Origin of the sequence: Natrinema sp. LN54 (assembly GCF_052439245.1) — an archaeon.
Lineage (GTDB): Archaea > Halobacteriota > Halobacteria > Halobacteriales > Natrialbaceae > Natrinema > Natrinema versiforme_A.
The window spans coordinates 368,443-384,985 of sequence record NZ_JBQVRP010000003.1; the positions used below are offsets into that span (position 1 = coordinate 368,443).

The following is a 16,543-nucleotide window of genomic DNA, read 5'->3' on the forward strand; positions in this document are numbered from 1 at the left end:
TAAATGTCCGGAGCGGATGTCGGAGCGAATATCGAGTTGTCGGGAGTTGCTCGAGCGACTCGAAACCACGGTCCGACAGTCCCACCGAGGCCACGCACCGGTTGCTGCCAGCGTGACCCTTTAACCACCAGAGTTCCTACGGCCGTCTGTGAAGGTTCCCCAATCCCTCGAGAACGTCGACCGAGACGCGGTCATCCGTACGTTCGAGTACGGCGACGGCAGCATCATCGCGGTCGATTTCGGTAGTTCGGCCGCAGACACCTCGGTCGACATCGTCGGTTCGACCGCGATCATCGTGGCGGACGGCGAGCAGTTCGAGTTCGAGCTCCCGCCCGAGGCGAGCGATGTCTCCGCGCGAAACGGCGTACTCACGATCGAAGAGTAGCGACCGATACGACCGACTGCGGCGAGGACGATCGATCGATTGGCCACTGTTTTGTGTTTTGACGGGGTCGACCCGTGACCGAGCCGGCCGGTGTTTCGAAACGGGACCGAAGCGCAACGCCTTCCCCGGTCCGTCGACTACTCCGGCTATGAGCGATTCTATCGACGTCGACCGCTGGCGCGACGAACTCGAGTCGAAACGCGCCGAGAAAGACGAGTTCTTCGCCGACCACCCCCAGTCGCCGATCCCGCCCGAAGAGCGCGAGGACTTCGAGGGCCTCGACTACTTCGATCCGGACCCGACCTACCGCGTGACCGCGACGGCGCGGGTCCACGAAGAGCCCGAGGTCGTGCTGATCGACACCACCGCGGGCCGCGAGATGCGCTATCTCCGCGTTGCCACGCTGGAGTTCGACCTCGACCGCGAAAACGAGGACCTGGAAGACGGCACGTTCGAATTGGCGGCCTACCGGCAGGAGAGCCCGAACGAACAGCCGCTGTTCGTCCCGTTCCGCGACAAGACGACGGGCCAGCAGACCTACCAGGGCGGCCGGTACATGGAACTCGAGCCGACGGGCGACCTCGCGGACGGCGACGAAATCGTCGTGGACTTCAACCTCGCGTACTCGCCGTTTTGCGCCTACAGCGACACCTTCGACTGTCCGCTCCCTCCCGAGGAGAACTGGCTCGAGGTAACGATTCCGGCCGGCGAACGGGACGACTAGCGCGAGCGACCGGCCTCGGGAACGAGACGGCAACTCGAGTGACTCTCAATTACGTGCGTGCGAGGGGCGTTTCGACTCGAACCACCGGACGTGTTGCGGGCTGTACGCGGCGAATCGAAGGCTCGAGTCGAAATCAGGGGGTTTTCGCTGACAGGTCGGCGACAACGGCCGAATACGAAATGCTCACGGGGCGACGCCGACGGTGAGCAACGTTCCGAACTCGCGATAGCGTTCGACCATGTCCTCGCGAGTGTCCCAGTCCTCGGTGGGGAACTCTGCCTCGCTGGGGATGGTAATCTCTCGATCGGGGATGTTGTCCTGTTCGGCGACGGCCAGCCCCGCCTCGCGGAAGGCCTCGCGGTACTGCCGGCGATCCCAGCGAGTCATCTCGATCGCGATGAACTCCTGCCACTCGTGGGAGTGGACGTTCTCTTCGTAGTAGTTGACCGCACAGTAGAACGTGCCGCCGGGTCGGAGGACGCGGGCGATCTCCTCGAGCGTGTGGTGGGGGTCCGCGGCGTAATAGAACGCTTCCATACTCCAGATGTGGTCGATCGAGTCGTCGGCGAACGGCAGCTCGTCGAAGTCGCCGACGAGGTACCCGACGTTCGGATCGTCCGTGTAGCCCGCGGCGTTGCGGGCCATCTCCGGCGAGCCGTCGAGGCCGTAGATCCGGCCGGCGCCCTTGGTATCTCGGAGCGCTCGGCCGGCGTAGCCGCTCCCGCAGCCGAGATCGAGCACGGTGTCGCCGGACTCGACGGGCATCCGGGCGAGCGCGTGTTTTGCGGTGTGCCAGTGGCGCTCCTCCATTCCTCTGTCGCGGCCGCTCGCCGCCCAGTCGTCGAACTCCTCGCGTACGCTCATACGGAAAACATGGGCCCCGCGGGCCTAAACGCGTTCCCATCGGCCGCGCCACTCGAGTCGGCCCCACCGTTCTCACCGAGCGGAGAACCACCGATAGATACTTTAGGTTAGCCTAAAAACTAGGAGGTGAAGGGTCGTCGGTACTCGAAATCCGCGGGCATCCGGATTTCGTGTCACGCTCGGTGAGTCCGCTGTCCCAACCCCTCGCCAGTTTTTCAGACCCTTCCTCCACTCACCGGAGTTCCCACGACGACCGTCAGCCGCGACTCCGTCGGAACGGACATCCGCACGCTTAAGGGAGTTCCCAAAGTTGTTGACGCCAATATGGACTACACGCTTGAAATAGACGGCACCCCGGACACGATACCGGGCGGGACCGGCGTGCTCCTCCTCCACCCGAGCACCGGAGAGACCGACCGCATCGACACCGATTTCCTCAAGACCGATACCGACAACTTCCTCGTCATCTCCACGCGAACCACCGCCCGCGAAGTCAGACAGAAACTCGAGCACTACGACGTCGACGAGGAGTGCGCCGAAATCTTGGACACGCTCAGCATCGAACGCGGCTACTCGCGGCGCTCGAGCGACACCGTCCACTACGTCGCCGCACCCGACGACATCGACGGCATCGTCGAACACATCGACGGCTTCCTCGACGAGCACGACGGCAAACTCCGCATCAGTTTTGACTCCGTCACCGAACTCGCCTACTACGCCGGCGACGAACAGGCGCTCGAGGCCGTCGAGCGAATTCTCGAACTGCTCGCGGACCACGACGCGGTCGGTCTCTTTCACCTCTCGGAGGAACCCCACGACGAAGCGGTCGTCGACGAGTTCCGCGGACTGTTCGACGGTATCATCGACCTCGACGAGGACGGCAGCGTCGACGCCGAGTTCTGAACGCGAGCGCCACGTGATTCTCAGGGTCCGACCTGCCGCGGCAACCGAATCTACCCCGTAGCGATTTCCGCCACCACGATAGCGAGAGTCCCGTTTTCCGAGTGCGATCCGCACGAGAACGCTGGACTCACAGATCGCCGGTGCTCGGATACGCCCGGTCGAAAAACGACGATAGAAACGGCGAACTGTCGTCGGTTACTCGTCCGCGAGGGAGTCGAACGTCTTCTCGGCCCACTGGATCGCGTACTCGGGGCCGTGGTCGAGATAGGCCTCGGTGTCCAGTGCGGCGAAGGGGGCCGGTAGTTCGATCGCGTGTTTGATCGCGGCGCAGGCGAGTTCCGTCGCGTCCGCGAACTCGGTGTCGCCGCGCGCGACCGCACGCGGAAGCCCCGAAACGCGGTCCTCGAGTCGGGTCCCCGCGTCCTGCCACGCGTCGGCGAGTTCGGGATGGTCGTCGTGCCACTCCGCGAAGACCTCGCGGGTCTGGAGCCCGACCCAGCCGTCGTACAGCGCCGCGGCGACCTGATAGGTGCCGTTGGGATCGAGCGCGACCGCCCGGTCGAGGTCGCGGTACGACTCCTCGAAGAAGCCGATGAAATGTTCGGGAAGGTCGAGATCGACCTGGACGAGCGCCTCGGCGATCAGAAAGTCGACGAACGCGTCGGGCGAGCCCTCGACGCGCGGTTTGACCAGCACGACCGGCGGTTGGGTCTGTCGGGTCCAGACGACGCTGCCGTCGCCCGGCATCCCGATCGTGAGATCCGACCCGGCGTAGCGGGCGAGCAACGCCGGGGCGTCGTCGGGCAACCACTCGGCGGGATAGCTCGCGGGCTCGAGTGCGTCGACGAGAAGCCCGAGATCCTCGGCAAGCGCCGGGTTCAGCGTCTCGAAGTCGCGCTCGCAGTCGAGGACCTGTACGTCGGGGACGCGGGCCTCCCGGACGGCCTCGACCCGGTCCGAGAGCGCTCGAGCCTCGAACATCAGGCGAGTGCGTTCTGGAAGACGAGCAGAATCGACAGCAGCGCCGATGCGGCGACCGTGGTGAGAACGACCTTGGTTGCGGTGCTCATGTGCGTGGGGTCGTCTCCGCGTCGCTTAAATCCATCTGTCTCCGCTCAGTGTGCCGCCTCTCCGTGAGCCACGAGAGCGCTCTCCTCGGTTTCGCTCGAGCGCTCGAGCGAGTCGGACGCAGGGGACGTCGGCGATGTGAACCAGCCATCATTTCGTATGGAGCGAAACGTTTGCGGAAACGGATTGTCCCGATCGATCAACGGAAAAGCGCAGTCGAAACGCTCTGGTGTTCTCACGAGCTTGTCCGGAGACACGACGGCGTCCGCGGCGAAGTTGATGCGGGCAGCGAGCGGAGCGCGAACCGGGCCGCTCAGTCCTCGCCGTCGTCGCCGGCGTGCCACGAATCCGGCACGTCGATCACGTACCGCCCGTCTTCCTGCAAGGAGATGATGTACTCGTCGCGGTTGTAGAGTTCCATCAGGTTGAGTTCGTACTGCCCGGGCCGAACGATCTTGATGCTCTCGAACTGCTCGTTGAGCTCCGCCCGGAGTTCCTCGATCGACGGGCGCTGGCCGCTCGGTTCGCTGACGACGCGCCCGTGCTCCGGGGGCTGGTCGTCATCGTCGTCGGCCCCGGTTCCGGTCGCGGCTTCGGTCTCGGGTCCGGTTTCGGTGTGCGTATCGGCGATACGTCCGGCGTCGGGATCGCGTTCGGACCCGTCTCGGCCGGCCGTCTCGGAATCACGACCGGGCGTCTCGGAATGTGACGGGAGATCGTCCGAGGGAACGACTGCGCTCCGGGCGTCGGCCTGTGCCGAATTCTCGTCGTCCGCCATCGTAGCCGTCGGCCCGCTCGAGGGTTGGTCCGGCCAGTCGCCGTCGGACCGCGTTCGATCGGCCGACCCCGCCTCGGTCGCCGCGTCAGCGGCCGTCTCGTCCGGCGACCCGGATCGATCCTCGGGGCGTCGAGCCGTCTCCGGCCACTCGTCGAACTCGCCGTCCGGCGACGTGTCCGACTCCGGAGCGGCGGCGTCCTCGCTCGCGGGCCACGACTGATTCGCTGCGGCTGCCGACGTCGGGGTCGAGTCGTCCGAACGCGATCGCTCGGCGGCGTCGGTCGTCGGCTCGTCGCCGGAACCGGTCGACATCCAGTCACGAACCGTCTCCGCGGCTCGAGTCGCGACGCCGTCCGACTCGCCGGCCGAGGATTGTGCCGAAGTACTCGCGGTGTCGACCGATCCCGAGTCGTCAGTGTCCGTCTCGGTTCCGGCGGACGATTCGGCTGCGGCCGTCGCGGTCGGCGCGAACTGGAACTTGTTCCCGCCGCAGTCGGGACAACCCGACAGCATCTCCTTGGAGCCGTCGGCGAACGTCCGGCCGCAGTTCGTACACTGATGCGGCATTAGTTACGGGACACGAGCGCGCTGATGAGCGTTTCGTCCTTGTGGAGCGTCTCGATCTGATTGGCCGGGCCGATCACCGTCAGCTTCGCTTCCGTCTCGTCACCCCCCATGATGCGGCCGAGCAACGACGAATCGCGGGTCTCGGATTTGGGGTACGTCTCGATCTCGATCCCGTTGAACTCGTCGGGGCTGATCTCGGCCATCGTGACCTCGATGAGCCGACTCTCCTCGTCGGGAGTGAGCCCTTCCTCGAGGATGACGATGTTCCCGTCGTGGACGCCGTCCAAGATCATCCTGATCTTCTCCATCGTCGCCATCCCGTCCATGCGCTCGCCGCTGATCAGGTCGATCTGCACGCCGTCGGGTGCGTCCGAATCATCCGCATTGGTAGCTTTTGGCATCGTAATCACCCGAAGTACTCCGCGATATTGTCGTACACTTCGTCCATGTTCTCGCCTTCCTTCGCGGACAGCGGCACCGTCTTGTGCTGCGGGAAGGCGTCCTCGATCCGCTTGACGCTCGATTCGTCGAGGTCGATCTTGTTCGCGAAGATGAGGACGGGGAGATCGCGGGACTCGATGATGCCGATCAGCATCGTATTGACCTGCGTGATCGGGTCCTCCGCGCTGTCTAGCACGTAGATAACGCCGTCGACGTCCTCCCGCAGCCAGTGCATCGCTTCGGCGACACCTTCGGTCGCTTCGCGGGAGCGTCGAATGGCGTCGTCTTTCTCCATCTCGTCGGTGAACTCTTCGTAGTCGACCTTCGTCGTCACACCCGGTGTGTCGACGATGTCGATGGTCACCGTCTTCCCGTTCCGTTCGATCTCGACGTTTTCTTTTCTGCGTGCGCGACGCGTCTCGTGAGGGACGTGGCTCTCCGCGCCGACCGCGTCACCAGTCCAGTCACGCGCGATCCGGTTCGCGAGCGTCGTCTTGCCGGCGTTCGGCGGACCGTAGATACCGATTCGTTTGGGCTCCTGTTCCGAAAACAGGCGATCCGTAGCCCGAGATATACTATCTTTGAGTTCTGTGAACAGTCCCATCGTGGGGGCCTCCAGCACCGCGGGGTGCAGTTGCGCGTACTACAAACTGGACTCACTTAAGCCTACGTCAGACATGTAGACAATTCGATGTAAAAGAGTTGTTAGTAGCCGAGATAGTTGCTGCGAAGATGAGTCGAATTTCGATAATCGGGATACTCGTCGCCGAAGAACGATACCGGCGCTCTCACTCGAGACGAGTACGCATTGTGATAGTTTCTCGGCCAGCAACAGAGAAAGGGAAGTGAGAATAAATATCATTCTAGTACTCCGGAGACCATCTCGAAGCCCCCACCCCTTTGTTTCAACTGGAGACTGTCGAGGGCGTGGCTGGTCGGACGGATTGATTCGGAGCGATTGGAGTGGTTCCTCACCCTCCTTTCGACTCGAGCCGCCGTTCAGGGGGATGAGACGGACGAATCGGTTGAAAGAGACGGTTCTAGTAACCCAGACGCTGGTCTAGTAACTCATGGAACAATGAGAACCGATTCTAGCAGGAACTAGCAACAACAAAAACAACTCTAGTAGAATTATTTGGTCTGCTAGTTCTGCGGATACTGTTTCTAGCCTATCAAAATAAAGCTTCCCGTCCTAAATGGCCGTCCTCCCCCTCCCCCGTCCTTTGGCTCGTTCCACTCGAAACAAAGGGGTGGGGGGCTTCCACCCTTGGGAGCTAACTGTTAGCATGGAACACACTCTAATTCGATCTCCGAGATCGTTCTCCGTCTGATCGCATGAACCTGACTGATATCTTATGCAAAGACACAGTTCGAATCCGATACCTCCCGAATGAGTCATCTCGCCATCGACTCACAGATCGCCTGAACAGAGAGGGAGTCCAAGCCACCGGTCAACCAGCGGGTCGAATCCTGATACGAACTTCGCACACAGTAGCAGTCGCTGTACTCGCTCGAGAGAAGAGACCCTATGTAACTGAGTCCCGTCGACTCGAAACGATCCCCAATGGGACACCGTTTCGGTCGTCACCACGACCGGGAGTTGACGAGAACAGCGGCGGATTGACACGCATCCCGATCTTCACCGTGACCGGTCCCGTTTCGTCTCGAGCGAGAACATCCTCGTGTCGCTCGTACGCACGTACAATTATATATTCATCTTCAAACGATATCGTTCGGCAGCGTCGCGATCGAACACCGGACGTGACTTTCAGAGACCGATAGACGTGGCGGCGAAACAGTTCGGTCGATCGGAACGAGGGGGGAAGGGAAGGCTTTATTAGCGTGGTTTTCCTCTGTTTCGTTTGCATCAACTGGACCCGAATCGGGTATCTGGAACCGTGGATCATCCCACGGAGGCCATCATACCGTAATATTCCTGCTCCCCGGTCCGGCGTTCCACTCGAAATAAGGGGGTGCTGAATGACGGATGTCAGACGATAACTCAGAGATCACTGGCTCAGACGAGGTCGAGGTCGACGGAACGAGCGGGTTCTCGTCGAATTTCGAGAACGCGGATCTCGGCGACGAAGAGTCGAATCAGGGGTTATTCGACGACCTTCTCAGCGGAGAACCGATCTTCGAGAACAAGGAGGTCCTCCGCCCGTCCTATACGCCACACGAACTCCCCCATCGGAGCGACCAGATCAACAAGATGGCGACGATTCTCGTCGCCGCGCTCCGCGGCGAAACGCCGTCGAACATTCTCATCTACGGGAAGACGGGGACCGGCAAGACCGCCAGTGCGAAGTTCGTCAGCAAGGAACTCGAGAGCACCTCCCAGAAGTACAGCGTCCCGTGTGACGTCGAGTACATCAACTGCGAGGTCACCGATACCCAGTACCGCGTGCTCGCACAGCTCGCGAACAAGTTCATCGAGAAGAACAAAGAGCGTATCGACGATCGAGTCGCGGACCTCGAGTCGCTGCTCGAGGCCCTCGAGGAGTACGACGCCGATGCGGAACGCCGGCGTGCTGACGCGGCCGACTCGACCGATCGAACTGACGAGGGAACGGCATCGGACCCCTTCGATTTCGTCTCGAGCGAGGAGACGCGAACAGAGACCGAGAAGACAGTGTCGGAGACCGACATTTCGACTGGAGACAATATAAGCGACATCGACGCGACGTCGAGCGATCTTCCACTCGAAGCAGGGGGGTCTTCGGACGAGTCATCACAGCCGCCCGATACATCGCCCGCGGAGAACCCCGAGCCGACGGATACCGACGCTTCCGATCGCGACGAGGCGACGACCGAGTCGGCGACGCTCCCGCCGGAGCACCCCCTCGAGTCGACGCCGTTCGGGAGCCGATCCGAGGTCGAAGACCGGATCGACGAACTCGAGGCCGACAAGGACTCCTTCGAGGAGGTGCCGATGACCGGGTGGCCGACCGATCGGGTCTACAGCGTCTTCTTCGACGCCGTCGACTACGACGAGCGGGTCGTCGTCATCATGTTAGACGAGATCGACAAGCTCGTCGAGAAAAGCGGTGACGACACGCTCTATAACCTCTCGCGGATGAACTCCGAACTGGAGAACTCGCGGGTGTCGATCATCGGCATCTCGAACGACCTGAAGTTCACCGACTTCCTCGATCCGCGGGTCAAGTCCTCCCTGGGCGAGGAGGAGATCGTCTTCCCGCCCTACGACGCGAATCAGTTGCGGGACATCCTCAAACACCGGTCGGAGGTCGCGTTCAAAGGCAACGCGCTCTCCGATGACGTGATCCCGCTGTGTGCGGCCTTCGCCGCGCAGGAACACGGCGACGCGCGACGCGCGCTGGATCTGCTTCGGACCGCGGGCGAACTGGCCGAGCGATCGCAGGCCGAAACGATCATCGAGGAACACGTCCGGCAGGCCCAGGACAAGATCGAACTCGACCGCGTCGTCGAGGTCGTCCGCACCCTGCCCACCCAGAGCAAGCTCGTCCTCTTCGCGATCATCCTCCTCGAGAAAAACGGCGTCCACAGCATCAACACGGGCGAGGTGTTCAACATCTACAAGCGCCTCTGCGAAGAGATCGACGCGGACGTCCTGACCCAGCGGCGCGTGACGGATCTCATCAGCGAACTCGACATGCTCGGGATCGTCAACGCCGTCGTCGTCTCGAAGGGGCGATACGGCCGGACCAAGGAGATCAGTCTCTCCGTTCCACTCGAAGAGACGGAGGCCGTCTTACTGAGCGACTCCCGACTGAGCGATATCGACGACATCCAGCCGTTCGTTCAGGCACGGTTCGAGAACTGACGAACCCCCGCCCGTCGGCCAGTCGACCACTGTCTCTCCCGTTCAATGTCACTCTCTCGCCACTCGTCCCGCGTGACCGCTCGCCGCTCACGACCTACTCGAGTCGGCGAGCAGACTCGATATCGGTTCGCGGCAACCCCCTTCCTTCCACTCGAGACCGTCCTACTCTAGACCGTTGTCGCCGTCGTTGACTGTCGTCGGTACCCAATCGGCTCGCCACATCGAGATGGACGCGGGAGAACGAGTCGGGCGACGAGCGAGTACGAGGATGCTCAGGGAGAAAGAGAGCGGGAAAACGGAACGAGACGAGTCGAAGCGATCACGCGGCCGACTCAGCGACGGGACCGGCCGATCGCGACCGTGGCACCGGCTCCGACACTGGCGATGCCGACGACGCCGGCTAGTTCACCGTGCAGGCCGGAGCCGGGAGCATCGGGACCGGTCGGCGTCGATGTCATCGTCGCCGATGCCGGGTCCTGTAGAGACTGGCTCGAGGGCGACGTGGGAGCGAGCATCCCGCCGAGGAGTTTATCGAACGTCAGGCGGACGTTGCCGAGCCACGGGATCCGGTACATCGCTTTGCCGGTGACCCACTCGGGTTTGACGACGTCGCTGATCCCGTTCCCGTACTGATCGTAGCCGTCGTTGGCGTCACCTTTCGTGACGAAGCCGGCGTGATCGGCGGGACAGGTAGTGACTTCTGCACAGGTCGCGTCGCCGACGATTTCCTCGCTCGCCTTCGTATCGACCCAGTTTTCGTCCTCCTCGACCCAGAAGTGGGCGCGATGGATCACCGGCGTCTCCGCCGTATCGCCGTTCGGTCGATAAACGATCACGTCTCCGGGGTTGCTGAACTTATCGTAGCCGCTTTCCTGGCCGTTCTCGAGCGTGACGACGCCAGTTCCGGCAGCGGGGTTATCACCGGTGAATCGGTCGTCGTCGACGACGAAGATGAGGTCCCCCGTGTGCATGTTCGGTTCCATGCTCCCGCTCTCGACGGCGACCAGCGGCGGCCAGATCCCGCTGACCGCGAACAGGAGGAGACCGACGGCCGCGACGATGGCGACGCTGCTCAGCACGTCTCGAGCCATCACGACGGTCTCGTCGTTGGTCTTGAGGAACCAGCGGAGAACGCCGTCGTTCTCGATCGTTACGGCATCGGCGTCGGAATCGGAAACGGACTCGGGATCGTTCCGTGACGGTTCCTCGGCCGCGGGTGGTGGCTGTGACGCGCCGGCGCTTCGATCCCGTTGCTCGCGATCGTTGTCGCCGGAATCGTCCGGGGAATTCCCGGAGTTAGAACCGCTCATCGTCACCCGTTTTACCGGGCCCGACAATCAACTTTCTGTTCGAACGAGTCGGTACCGATCGGCGGCGACTCCGTGCCATCGATACCGTTACGGGTCGCGCTCGCCGGCGGCCATCGCGAACAGAACGAGTGCGAGGACGCCCGCCCCGGCGAGGACGGCGATCGAGCCGACGCCGGTCAGCGACCGCACCGAGCCGACCGCCAACGTGATCCCGCCGATCCACGGGACTCGAGTCATCGCTTTCCCGGTGACCCAGTCCGCGCTGACGACGGTCGTGTCCGCGCCCGACCGCGGCAGTTGGTCGTAGCCGGGATTGGCGTCGCCTTTCGTGATGAAGCCGTCGTGCGGTGCCGGACACGAGACGATCTCGTTGCAGGTCGCACCGTTCGTGAAACCGGGATCGGCCTCGGTCTCAATCCAGTTCTCGCCCTCCTCGACCCAGAAGTGGGCGCGGTGGATCGTCGGCGTCTCGGTCGGATCGCCGTTCGGCAGGAAGACGATCACGTCCCCGCTGGTGGCGAATTTCTCGTGATCGGTCGCCTGCCCGCTCTGGAACGTGACTATACCGGTTCCCGCGACGGCACCGTTCCCGACGAACCGGTCATCGTCGGCGATGAAGACGAGGTCTCCCTGCGCGATATTCGGTTCCATGCTCCCGCTCTCGACGGCGACGAACGCCGGCCAGACGCCGCTGATGCCGAACAGGAGGAGGCTGATGACCGCCACGATAGCGAGACACGTCGCGATATCTCGACCGACGGTGACCGTCCAGTCGTCGGTCTCGAGCAGCCAGCGGACGATCCCGTCGTCCTCGATCGTGACCGTCTCGTCGCGATCGGCTCGCGCTCGAGCGCCCGGATTCGGTCGGCGATCGGTTGCATCCGAGTCGCGATTACTGGAGGAATCAGCCGGAAACGAGTCCCCATCGGAACGTTCCTCGCGAGTGTCGGACCGCTCGCCGTTCCGTTCGCCGTCGGGACCGTCCATCGGCAGTCGATTTCGCGGACCGAGACATTAACCTTCCGACGAACGCACCCTCGCGGGCGAGCCCCACGCGGGAGCGGGTGGCTGACGCCGGTCGCTCCTGCCCGTGTTGCGCTGCTCCCGCCTCTTCTCTGCCCGCCACTTTCCTCAGTAATCGCCCGACAAACGCCCGTCTGAGACGGCGAGTCGCTACCCTTTTTGCCTCCCTCGCGAATGCGAGGTGTGTGCCACTCGAGGCCCCCGCTCGGATCGTCAGCGAACTCACGAGCCGCGGGTACAACGCCGAACGCGAGGCGGTGACCCGGCTCGCGTCGGCCGCGGACCCCGGCGCGGCCCTCGAGCGCGTGCTCGAGGACATCCCGGACGACGCGCTGGTCGTCCGTACCGAGCACGTGGAGGCGGCCCTCTCGACGGACGACGCGGGCGGCTCGGCCGAACCCAGTTCCGAGTCCGCCGCTGTCGGAGACGGTCCCACGCCTGTAGACCACTCCTCCACGGACCCCTCCCCAACCCCCTCCGCTTCGACTGGAACTGGTGGGGCCAGCGGCGGTGAACGGGCCGATCCCGCTCCAGTTGAAACGGAGGGGTCTCCGTCGGCGAACCGGTCCGCCGATCCGGCCCAACGGTCGGTCGAGATCGTCGGCGATATGACCGGCCAGAGCACGGGAACGGGCGAATACAGCGACTTCGTCTCCGTCTTTCGGGATCGCCTCGATCGACTCGGAGCGAAACTGCGCGGGCGGATCAATCACCGACCGGCGACGGCAATTCAGAGTATGCCGGGCGGCAGCGAGGTCGCGATGGTCGGGTTGGTCAACGACATCCGCTCGACGGCCAGCGGCCACTGGCTGGTCGAACTCGAGGACGCGACCGGGACCTTCCCGTGGCTGGTGATGAAGGATCGGGAGTACGTCGATCTGGTCGACGAACTGCTCTGTGACGAGGTGTTGGCGATGGAGGGGACGCTGGCGGACGATTCGGGGATCGCCTTCGTCGACTCGATGCACTTCCCGGACGTTCCGCGGACCCACGAGCCGTCGACGGCGGACCGCCACGTGCAGGCGGCGCTGATCAGCGACGTCCACGTCGGCAGTCAGGAGTTCATGGCCGACGCGTGGAACGCCTTCGCCGACTGGTTGCACACGCCGGAGGCCGAACACGTCGAGTACCTGCTGCTCGCCGGCGATATGGTCGAGGGCGTCGGCGTCTATCCCGATCAGGACGACGAACTCGACATCGTCGACATCTACGAGCAGTACGAGGCGTTCAGCGAGCATCTGAAGAAGATCCCCGGCGACATCGAGATCGTCATGATTCCGGGGAACCACGACGCCGTCCGCCTCGCCGAACCCCAGCCCGGCTTCGACGAGGAGCTCCGGGAGATCATGTCCGCACACGACCCCCAGATCGTCAGCAACCCGTCGATGGTGACCGTCGAGGGCGTCTCCGTGCTGATGTACCACGGCGTCTCACTGGACGAGGTCATCGCGGAACTGCCCGAGGACAAAGCCAGCTACGACGACCCGCACAAGGCGATGTACCACCTCCTCAAGAAGCGCCACGTCGCGCCCCAGTTCGGGGGCCACACCCGGCTCGCACCCGAGGAGAAAGACTATCTGATCATCGACGAGGTACCCGACATCTTCCATACGGGCCACGTCCACAAACTCGGCTTCGGCAAGTACCACGACGTGCTCGCGATCAACTCCGGCTGCTGGCAGGCCCAGACCGACTTCCAGAAGAGCGTCAACATCGATCCCGACGCCGGCTTCGCACCGATCGTCGATCTGGACACGCTCGACGTCACGGTCCAGAAGTTCTCCTAACGAAATTTTGCTCTGCGGTCGCGGCGAAGCCGCTCCCTCGGCAAAATTTCGATCAAAAGCACTCCTCTTTCCCCTCCGCTGCGCTTCGGGTCAGTCGTCGGCCTGCTCGTTCGTGCCTTCGGCACTCACTCGCAGTACAGAGTTCTTGCTCGTTGCTCTCTCGAGGCTGCTATGGCTCGAGTCGGAACCGCGTCGTCGGCGAGCCGTTGAACCGCGGGCCCCGGCCGCGGCGGTCGAAGCCGAGGTCTTCGGCGGCGTTCTCGATGGGGTCGGCGTCCTGTGACGCCAGCACTTCGACGGCCATCGACTCGCGTTCGGCGAATCGGACTGGTTCGGCCAGCAGCCGTTTGCAGGCCTCGTCCGTGCCGTCGAGTTGGGTGACGTGGACGGTGTCCTCGCGCGCGTCGAAGCTGATGAAGCCGAGCAGGTCCTCCGGATCGGAGCCGTCGTACTGCGATCCCGAGACGTCCGCGTTGGGATCGTTGCTCCCGTCCTCCGCGACGCGCACCGTCCGGTCGTGGACGAGATTCCGCATCACGTCCGTCGGGGAGTCGGCGATCGACGCGAGCGCGTCGGCATCGGCCTCGAGTGCGTCCCGTACGTTCATCGACGTATGGTAATGCGGCGCACGAACATAAATCCCGTCGCGGATCACCATCGATAGCGATCGTTCGGGACCGATCGTCGGCCCGGTCGGGCGGCCCCGCGCTCGAGCGGGGGCGGATAAAAATGCGAACGATGGGACACAGTTATCTGCACGCTCTGGTAACGGACCGAGTATGAGTCATACCACCGTAACGCACGCGGCCAGTGAGGTGTCGGCATGCGCGTCGTAGCCAAGTTCGGCGGGACGAGTCTCGGTAGCGGGGACCGGATCAACCGCGCCGCGGATTCGATCGCCGCGGCCGTCGAGGACGGCCACGAGATCGCCGTCGTCGCCAGCGCGATGGGGTCGACCACCGACGAACTGCTCGACGAAATCTCCTTCGAGACCGACGAGGCCGACCGCGCCCAGATCGTCAGCATGGGCGAGCGGACCTCCGTTCGCATGCTCAAGGCCGCGCTGTCTGCCCGCGGCATCGACGCGATCTTCCTCGAGCCCGGCAGCGATCGGTGGCCCGTGGTCACCGACGAGTACGGCGAGGTCAACGTCGAGGAGACTCGAGAACGCGCCGCGGAGGTCGCGGCGGATCTCGACGGTACGGTTCCGGTCATCACCGGCTTCCTCGCGGAGGGGCCGGACGGCTCGATCACGACGCTGGGACGGGGCGGCAGCGACACCACGGCGGTCATGATGGGCAAGTACATGGACGCCGACGAGGTCGTCATCGTGACCGACGTCGAGGGCGTCATGACCGGCGACCCCCACGTCGTCGAAGGGGCCCGGAACGTCGGCGAGATTTCGGTCGACGAACTCCGGAACCTCTCCTTCCGCGGGGCCGAGGTCGTCGCGCCCTCCGCGCTCTCCTACAAGGAGGGCAACTTGGACGTCCGCGTCGTCCACTACCAGCACGGCGACCTGCTCTCGGGCGGGACGAGCATCGAAGGCGAGTTCAAGAACCTCGTCGACCTGCGCGAGCGGCCGCTGGCCTGCCTGACCGTCGCCGGCCGGGCGATCCGAAACGAGCCCGGTATCTTCCATCACCTCTCGGAGGCGCTCCACGAGAGCGACGTCAACGTCGACGCCGTCGCCAGCGGAATGGACACCATCACGTTCTACATCGACGAGGAGGAGGCCGAACGCGCCGAGAACATCCTCCACCGCGAGGTCATCGCCCGCGACGAACTCTCGAGTGTCACCGTCGACTCGCCGATCGCCGTCATCCGCGTGACCGGCGGCGAACTCCCCAACCAGCCGGGGATCATCAGCGAGATCGTCAACCCCCTCGCCGAGGCACGCATCCACCTGCAGGACATCATCACGAGCGCGACCAGCGTCGCCCTCTTCGTCAACTGGGACGACCGCGAGGAGACCCTCGAGTTGACCCAGGACCTGTTCTAGGGAGCGCGCCTCGAGTCGGGACCGGAACCGATCCCGTCGGCCGATTTCGCGGCGACGTTCTCGCGAGCGAGACACTGTTTTAGTCGTTGATTAGCCGCTCGAAATCTCGGTAACGGGGTCGTAACGAAGGGGAACGGTATGGGAGTCGCTCCTATGAGCACAGAGCAGCCGGGCACGGACGTGTTCGAAGAGATCGACCCCGATCCCGACGCGGTGCTGGCCGAGTTCGGCGTCGAATCGCCCGACGAACTCGCCGCCGACGGCGGCGCACACGATACGATCCCGGACGACCGGATCGATGTCGACGACACGACGGCCGCCGAACTGTTCGCCGACCTCGAGGCCCAGGCCACTGAGACTCGAGCGGCCGAGCTCGAGAACCGGGACTCCGACGGCTCGACCGACTCGACCGACGCGCCGGCCGATCAGATCGACGGAGCATCCCCGTCCGAATTCGAGGAGTTCGAGGCGGCCGTCGTCGCCGAGCCGACGGTCGCCGGCCGCGAGGACGAGGGCCTCGTCGAGTCGACGGCCGCCGAACTCAACGCGGTCGCCGAGCGCGTGGTCGGGTCCGACGAGACGGCCGCTGCCGACGAGACCGAAGCGCCGCTCGAGTCCGGGGTGATACTCGAGGCCGAAGCGCCGACCGGTTCCGAAGAACCGGCTGCTGCGGCCGATGGCGACGGCGGACCGGTGCCAGAGTCCCGAAGCGCCGCGGGGACGGACACTCGAGACACTGCTCGGAGCGACGATTCCGCGTCCGACCGGTCGCTCAGCTTTTCCCACGGGACGGCGGACGAGCTGGAACTCGTCGGTCCCGACCCGACGACGACGCGAATCGATACCGACGCCTTCGGTCGCGCCGGCGCGGACGGGGACTGATGGG

At 64.0% G+C, this 16,543-nt stretch carries 16 protein-coding genes; 7 read left to right on the forward strand and 9 right to left on the reverse strand.

The features are described from left to right. The first annotated feature begins 148 nt into the window (after positions 1–148). Positions 149–385, forward strand: coding sequence for a DUF7127 family protein (locus ACT4ML_RS11130; protein WP_444720927.1), 237 nt, complete (start codon positions 149–151; stop codon positions 383–385). 148 nt (positions 386–533) lie between these two features. Continuing rightward, positions 534–1,109, forward strand: a complete 576-nt coding sequence (locus ACT4ML_RS11135; RefSeq protein WP_138246672.1) for a DUF1684 domain-containing protein — start codon at positions 534–536, stop codon at positions 1,107–1,109. A 183-nt stretch (positions 1,110–1,292) separates the two neighbouring features. Here ACT4ML_RS11135 and ACT4ML_RS11140 read toward each other — a convergent pair whose 3' ends face one another. Beyond that, positions 1,293–1,973: a class I SAM-dependent methyltransferase gene (locus ACT4ML_RS11140; RefSeq protein WP_444720928.1), complete on the reverse strand. Its 681-nt coding sequence runs from the start codon at positions 1,971–1,973 to the stop codon at positions 1,293–1,295. A 324-nt stretch (positions 1,974–2,297) separates the two neighbouring features. On the opposite strand from ACT4ML_RS11140, the gene ACT4ML_RS11145 reads away from it, so the two are divergent. Next, positions 2,298–2,876 carry a DUF7090 family protein gene (locus ACT4ML_RS11145; protein ID WP_444720929.1) on the forward strand — a complete coding sequence of 193 codons (579 nt, stop codon included), beginning with the start codon at positions 2,298–2,300 and terminating at the stop codon, positions 2,874–2,876. A 195-nt stretch (positions 2,877–3,071) separates the two neighbouring features. Here the strand turns inward: ACT4ML_RS11145 and ACT4ML_RS11150 are convergent, their stop codons facing one another. The 5 genes from ACT4ML_RS11150 to ACT4ML_RS11170 all read right to left on the reverse strand — a co-directional run bounded on the left by ACT4ML_RS11150 (position 3,072) and on the right by ACT4ML_RS11170 (position 6,334). Then, a complete protein-coding gene (locus ACT4ML_RS11150) occupies positions 3,072–3,857 on the reverse strand; it encodes a DUF7089 family protein (RefSeq protein ID WP_444720930.1) in 786 nt (261 codons plus the stop codon). Next, positions 3,857–3,946 (reverse strand): hypothetical protein, encoded by a 90-nt coding sequence (locus tag ACT4ML_RS11155; RefSeq protein ID WP_006432047.1) that lies wholly within the window; start codon positions 3,944–3,946, stop codon positions 3,857–3,859. Before ACT4ML_RS11155 ends, ACT4ML_RS11150 begins: the two co-directional genes overlap by 1 nt. Before the next feature lie 311 nt (positions 3,947–4,257). Then, the gene (locus ACT4ML_RS11160; RefSeq protein WP_444720931.1) at positions 4,258–5,289 is read right to left on the reverse strand and encodes an OapC/ArvC family zinc-ribbon domain-containing protein; all 1,032 of its coding nucleotides are present in this window, start codon (positions 5,287–5,289) and stop codon (positions 4,258–4,260) included. Continuing rightward, a complete protein-coding gene (locus ACT4ML_RS11165; protein WP_090618424.1) occupies positions 5,289–5,690 on the reverse strand; it encodes a DUF2073 domain-containing protein in 402 nt (133 codons plus the stop codon). Before ACT4ML_RS11165 ends, ACT4ML_RS11160 begins: the two co-directional genes overlap by 1 nt. Before the next feature lie 5 nt (positions 5,691–5,695). Further along, entirely contained in the window at positions 5,696–6,334 is a 639-nt protein-coding gene (locus tag ACT4ML_RS11170; protein ID WP_138246677.1) for an Era-like GTP-binding protein, read from the reverse strand. Between the two features lie 1,383 nt (positions 6,335–7,717). Here ACT4ML_RS11170 and ACT4ML_RS11175 point away from each other — a divergent pair. Continuing rightward, positions 7,718–9,535 (forward strand): AAA family ATPase, encoded by a 1,818-nt coding sequence (locus ACT4ML_RS11175; protein ID WP_444720932.1) that lies wholly within the window; start codon positions 7,718–7,720, stop codon positions 9,533–9,535. Between the two features lie 332 nt (positions 9,536–9,867). On the opposite strand, the gene ACT4ML_RS11180 is transcribed toward ACT4ML_RS11175, so the two are convergent. Both ACT4ML_RS11180 and ACT4ML_RS11185 read right to left on the reverse strand, forming a co-directional pair. Beyond that, positions 9,868–10,845, reverse strand: a complete 978-nt coding sequence (locus ACT4ML_RS11180; protein WP_444720933.1) for a S26 family signal peptidase — start codon at positions 10,843–10,845, stop codon at positions 9,868–9,870. A gap of 87 nt (positions 10,846–10,932) precedes the next feature. Continuing rightward, on the reverse strand, positions 10,933–11,832 hold the full coding sequence (locus tag ACT4ML_RS11185) for a S26 family signal peptidase (RefSeq protein ID WP_444720934.1): 900 nt from the start codon (positions 11,830–11,832) through the stop codon (positions 10,933–10,935). Positions 11,833–12,053: 221 nt separating this feature from the next. On the opposite strand from ACT4ML_RS11185, the gene ACT4ML_RS11190 reads away from it, so the two are divergent. Further along, positions 12,054–13,655, forward strand: coding sequence for a DNA-directed DNA polymerase II small subunit (locus ACT4ML_RS11190; RefSeq protein ID WP_444720935.1), 1,602 nt, complete (start codon positions 12,054–12,056; stop codon positions 13,653–13,655). Between the two features lie 169 nt (positions 13,656–13,824). Here the strand turns inward: ACT4ML_RS11190 and ACT4ML_RS11195 are convergent, their stop codons facing one another. Further along, a complete protein-coding gene (locus tag ACT4ML_RS11195; RefSeq protein WP_138243336.1) occupies positions 13,825–14,262 on the reverse strand; it encodes a hypothetical protein in 438 nt (145 codons plus the stop codon). 216 nt (positions 14,263–14,478) lie between these two features. Here ACT4ML_RS11195 and ACT4ML_RS11200 point away from each other — a divergent pair, with 216 nt between their 5' ends. Continuing rightward, a complete protein-coding gene (locus ACT4ML_RS11200) occupies positions 14,479–15,657 on the forward strand; it encodes an aspartate kinase (RefSeq protein ID WP_444720936.1) in 1,179 nt (392 codons plus the stop codon). Between the two features lie 153 nt (positions 15,658–15,810). Next, positions 15,811–16,539 carry a sugar ABC transporter substrate-binding protein gene (locus ACT4ML_RS11205; protein ID WP_444720937.1) on the forward strand — a complete coding sequence of 243 codons (729 nt, stop codon included), beginning with the start codon at positions 15,811–15,813 and terminating at the stop codon, positions 16,537–16,539. The last annotated feature ends 4 nt before the right edge of the window (positions 16,540–16,543 follow it).

Excerpts from the sequence above, each read along its gene's own strand:
- ACT4ML_RS11135 (WP_138246672.1), top strand. The coding sequence starts at position 534 with ATGAGCGATTCTATCGACGTCGACCGCTGGCGCGACGAACTCGAGTCG.
- ACT4ML_RS11140 (WP_444720928.1), bottom strand. The coding sequence starts at position 1,973 with ATGAGCGTACGCGAGGAGTTCGACGACTGGGCGGCGAGCGGCCGCGAC.
- ACT4ML_RS11145 (WP_444720929.1), top strand. The coding sequence starts at position 2,298 with ATGGACTACACGCTTGAAATAGACGGCACCCCGGACACGATACCGGGC.
- ACT4ML_RS11150 (WP_444720930.1), bottom strand. The coding sequence starts at position 3,857 with ATGTTCGAGGCTCGAGCGCTCTCGGACCGGGTCGAGGCCGTCCGGGAG.
- ACT4ML_RS11155 (WP_006432047.1), bottom strand. The coding sequence starts at position 3,946 with ATGAGCACCGCAACCAAGGTCGTTCTCACCACGGTCGCCGCATCGGCG.
- ACT4ML_RS11160 (WP_444720931.1), bottom strand. The coding sequence starts at position 5,289 with ATGCCGCATCAGTGTACGAACTGCGGCCGGACGTTCGCCGACGGCTCC.
- ACT4ML_RS11165 (WP_090618424.1), bottom strand. The coding sequence starts at position 5,690 with ATGCCAAAAGCTACCAATGCGGATGATTCGGACGCACCCGACGGCGTG.
- ACT4ML_RS11170 (WP_138246677.1), bottom strand. The coding sequence starts at position 6,334 with ATGGGACTGTTCACAGAACTCAAAGATAGTATATCTCGGGCTACGGAT.
- ACT4ML_RS11175 (WP_444720932.1), top strand. The coding sequence starts at position 7,718 with ATGTCAGACGATAACTCAGAGATCACTGGCTCAGACGAGGTCGAGGTC.
- ACT4ML_RS11180 (WP_444720933.1), bottom strand. The coding sequence starts at position 10,845 with ATGAGCGGTTCTAACTCCGGGAATTCCCCGGACGATTCCGGCGACAAC.
- ACT4ML_RS11185 (WP_444720934.1), bottom strand. The coding sequence starts at position 11,832 with ATGGACGGTCCCGACGGCGAACGGAACGGCGAGCGGTCCGACACTCGC.
- ACT4ML_RS11195 (WP_138243336.1), bottom strand. The coding sequence starts at position 14,262 with ATGAACGTACGGGACGCACTCGAGGCCGATGCCGACGCGCTCGCGTCG.
- ACT4ML_RS11200 (WP_444720936.1), top strand. The coding sequence starts at position 14,479 with ATGCGCGTCGTAGCCAAGTTCGGCGGGACGAGTCTCGGTAGCGGGGAC.
- ACT4ML_RS11205 (WP_444720937.1), top strand. The coding sequence starts at position 15,811 with ATGAGCACAGAGCAGCCGGGCACGGACGTGTTCGAAGAGATCGACCCC.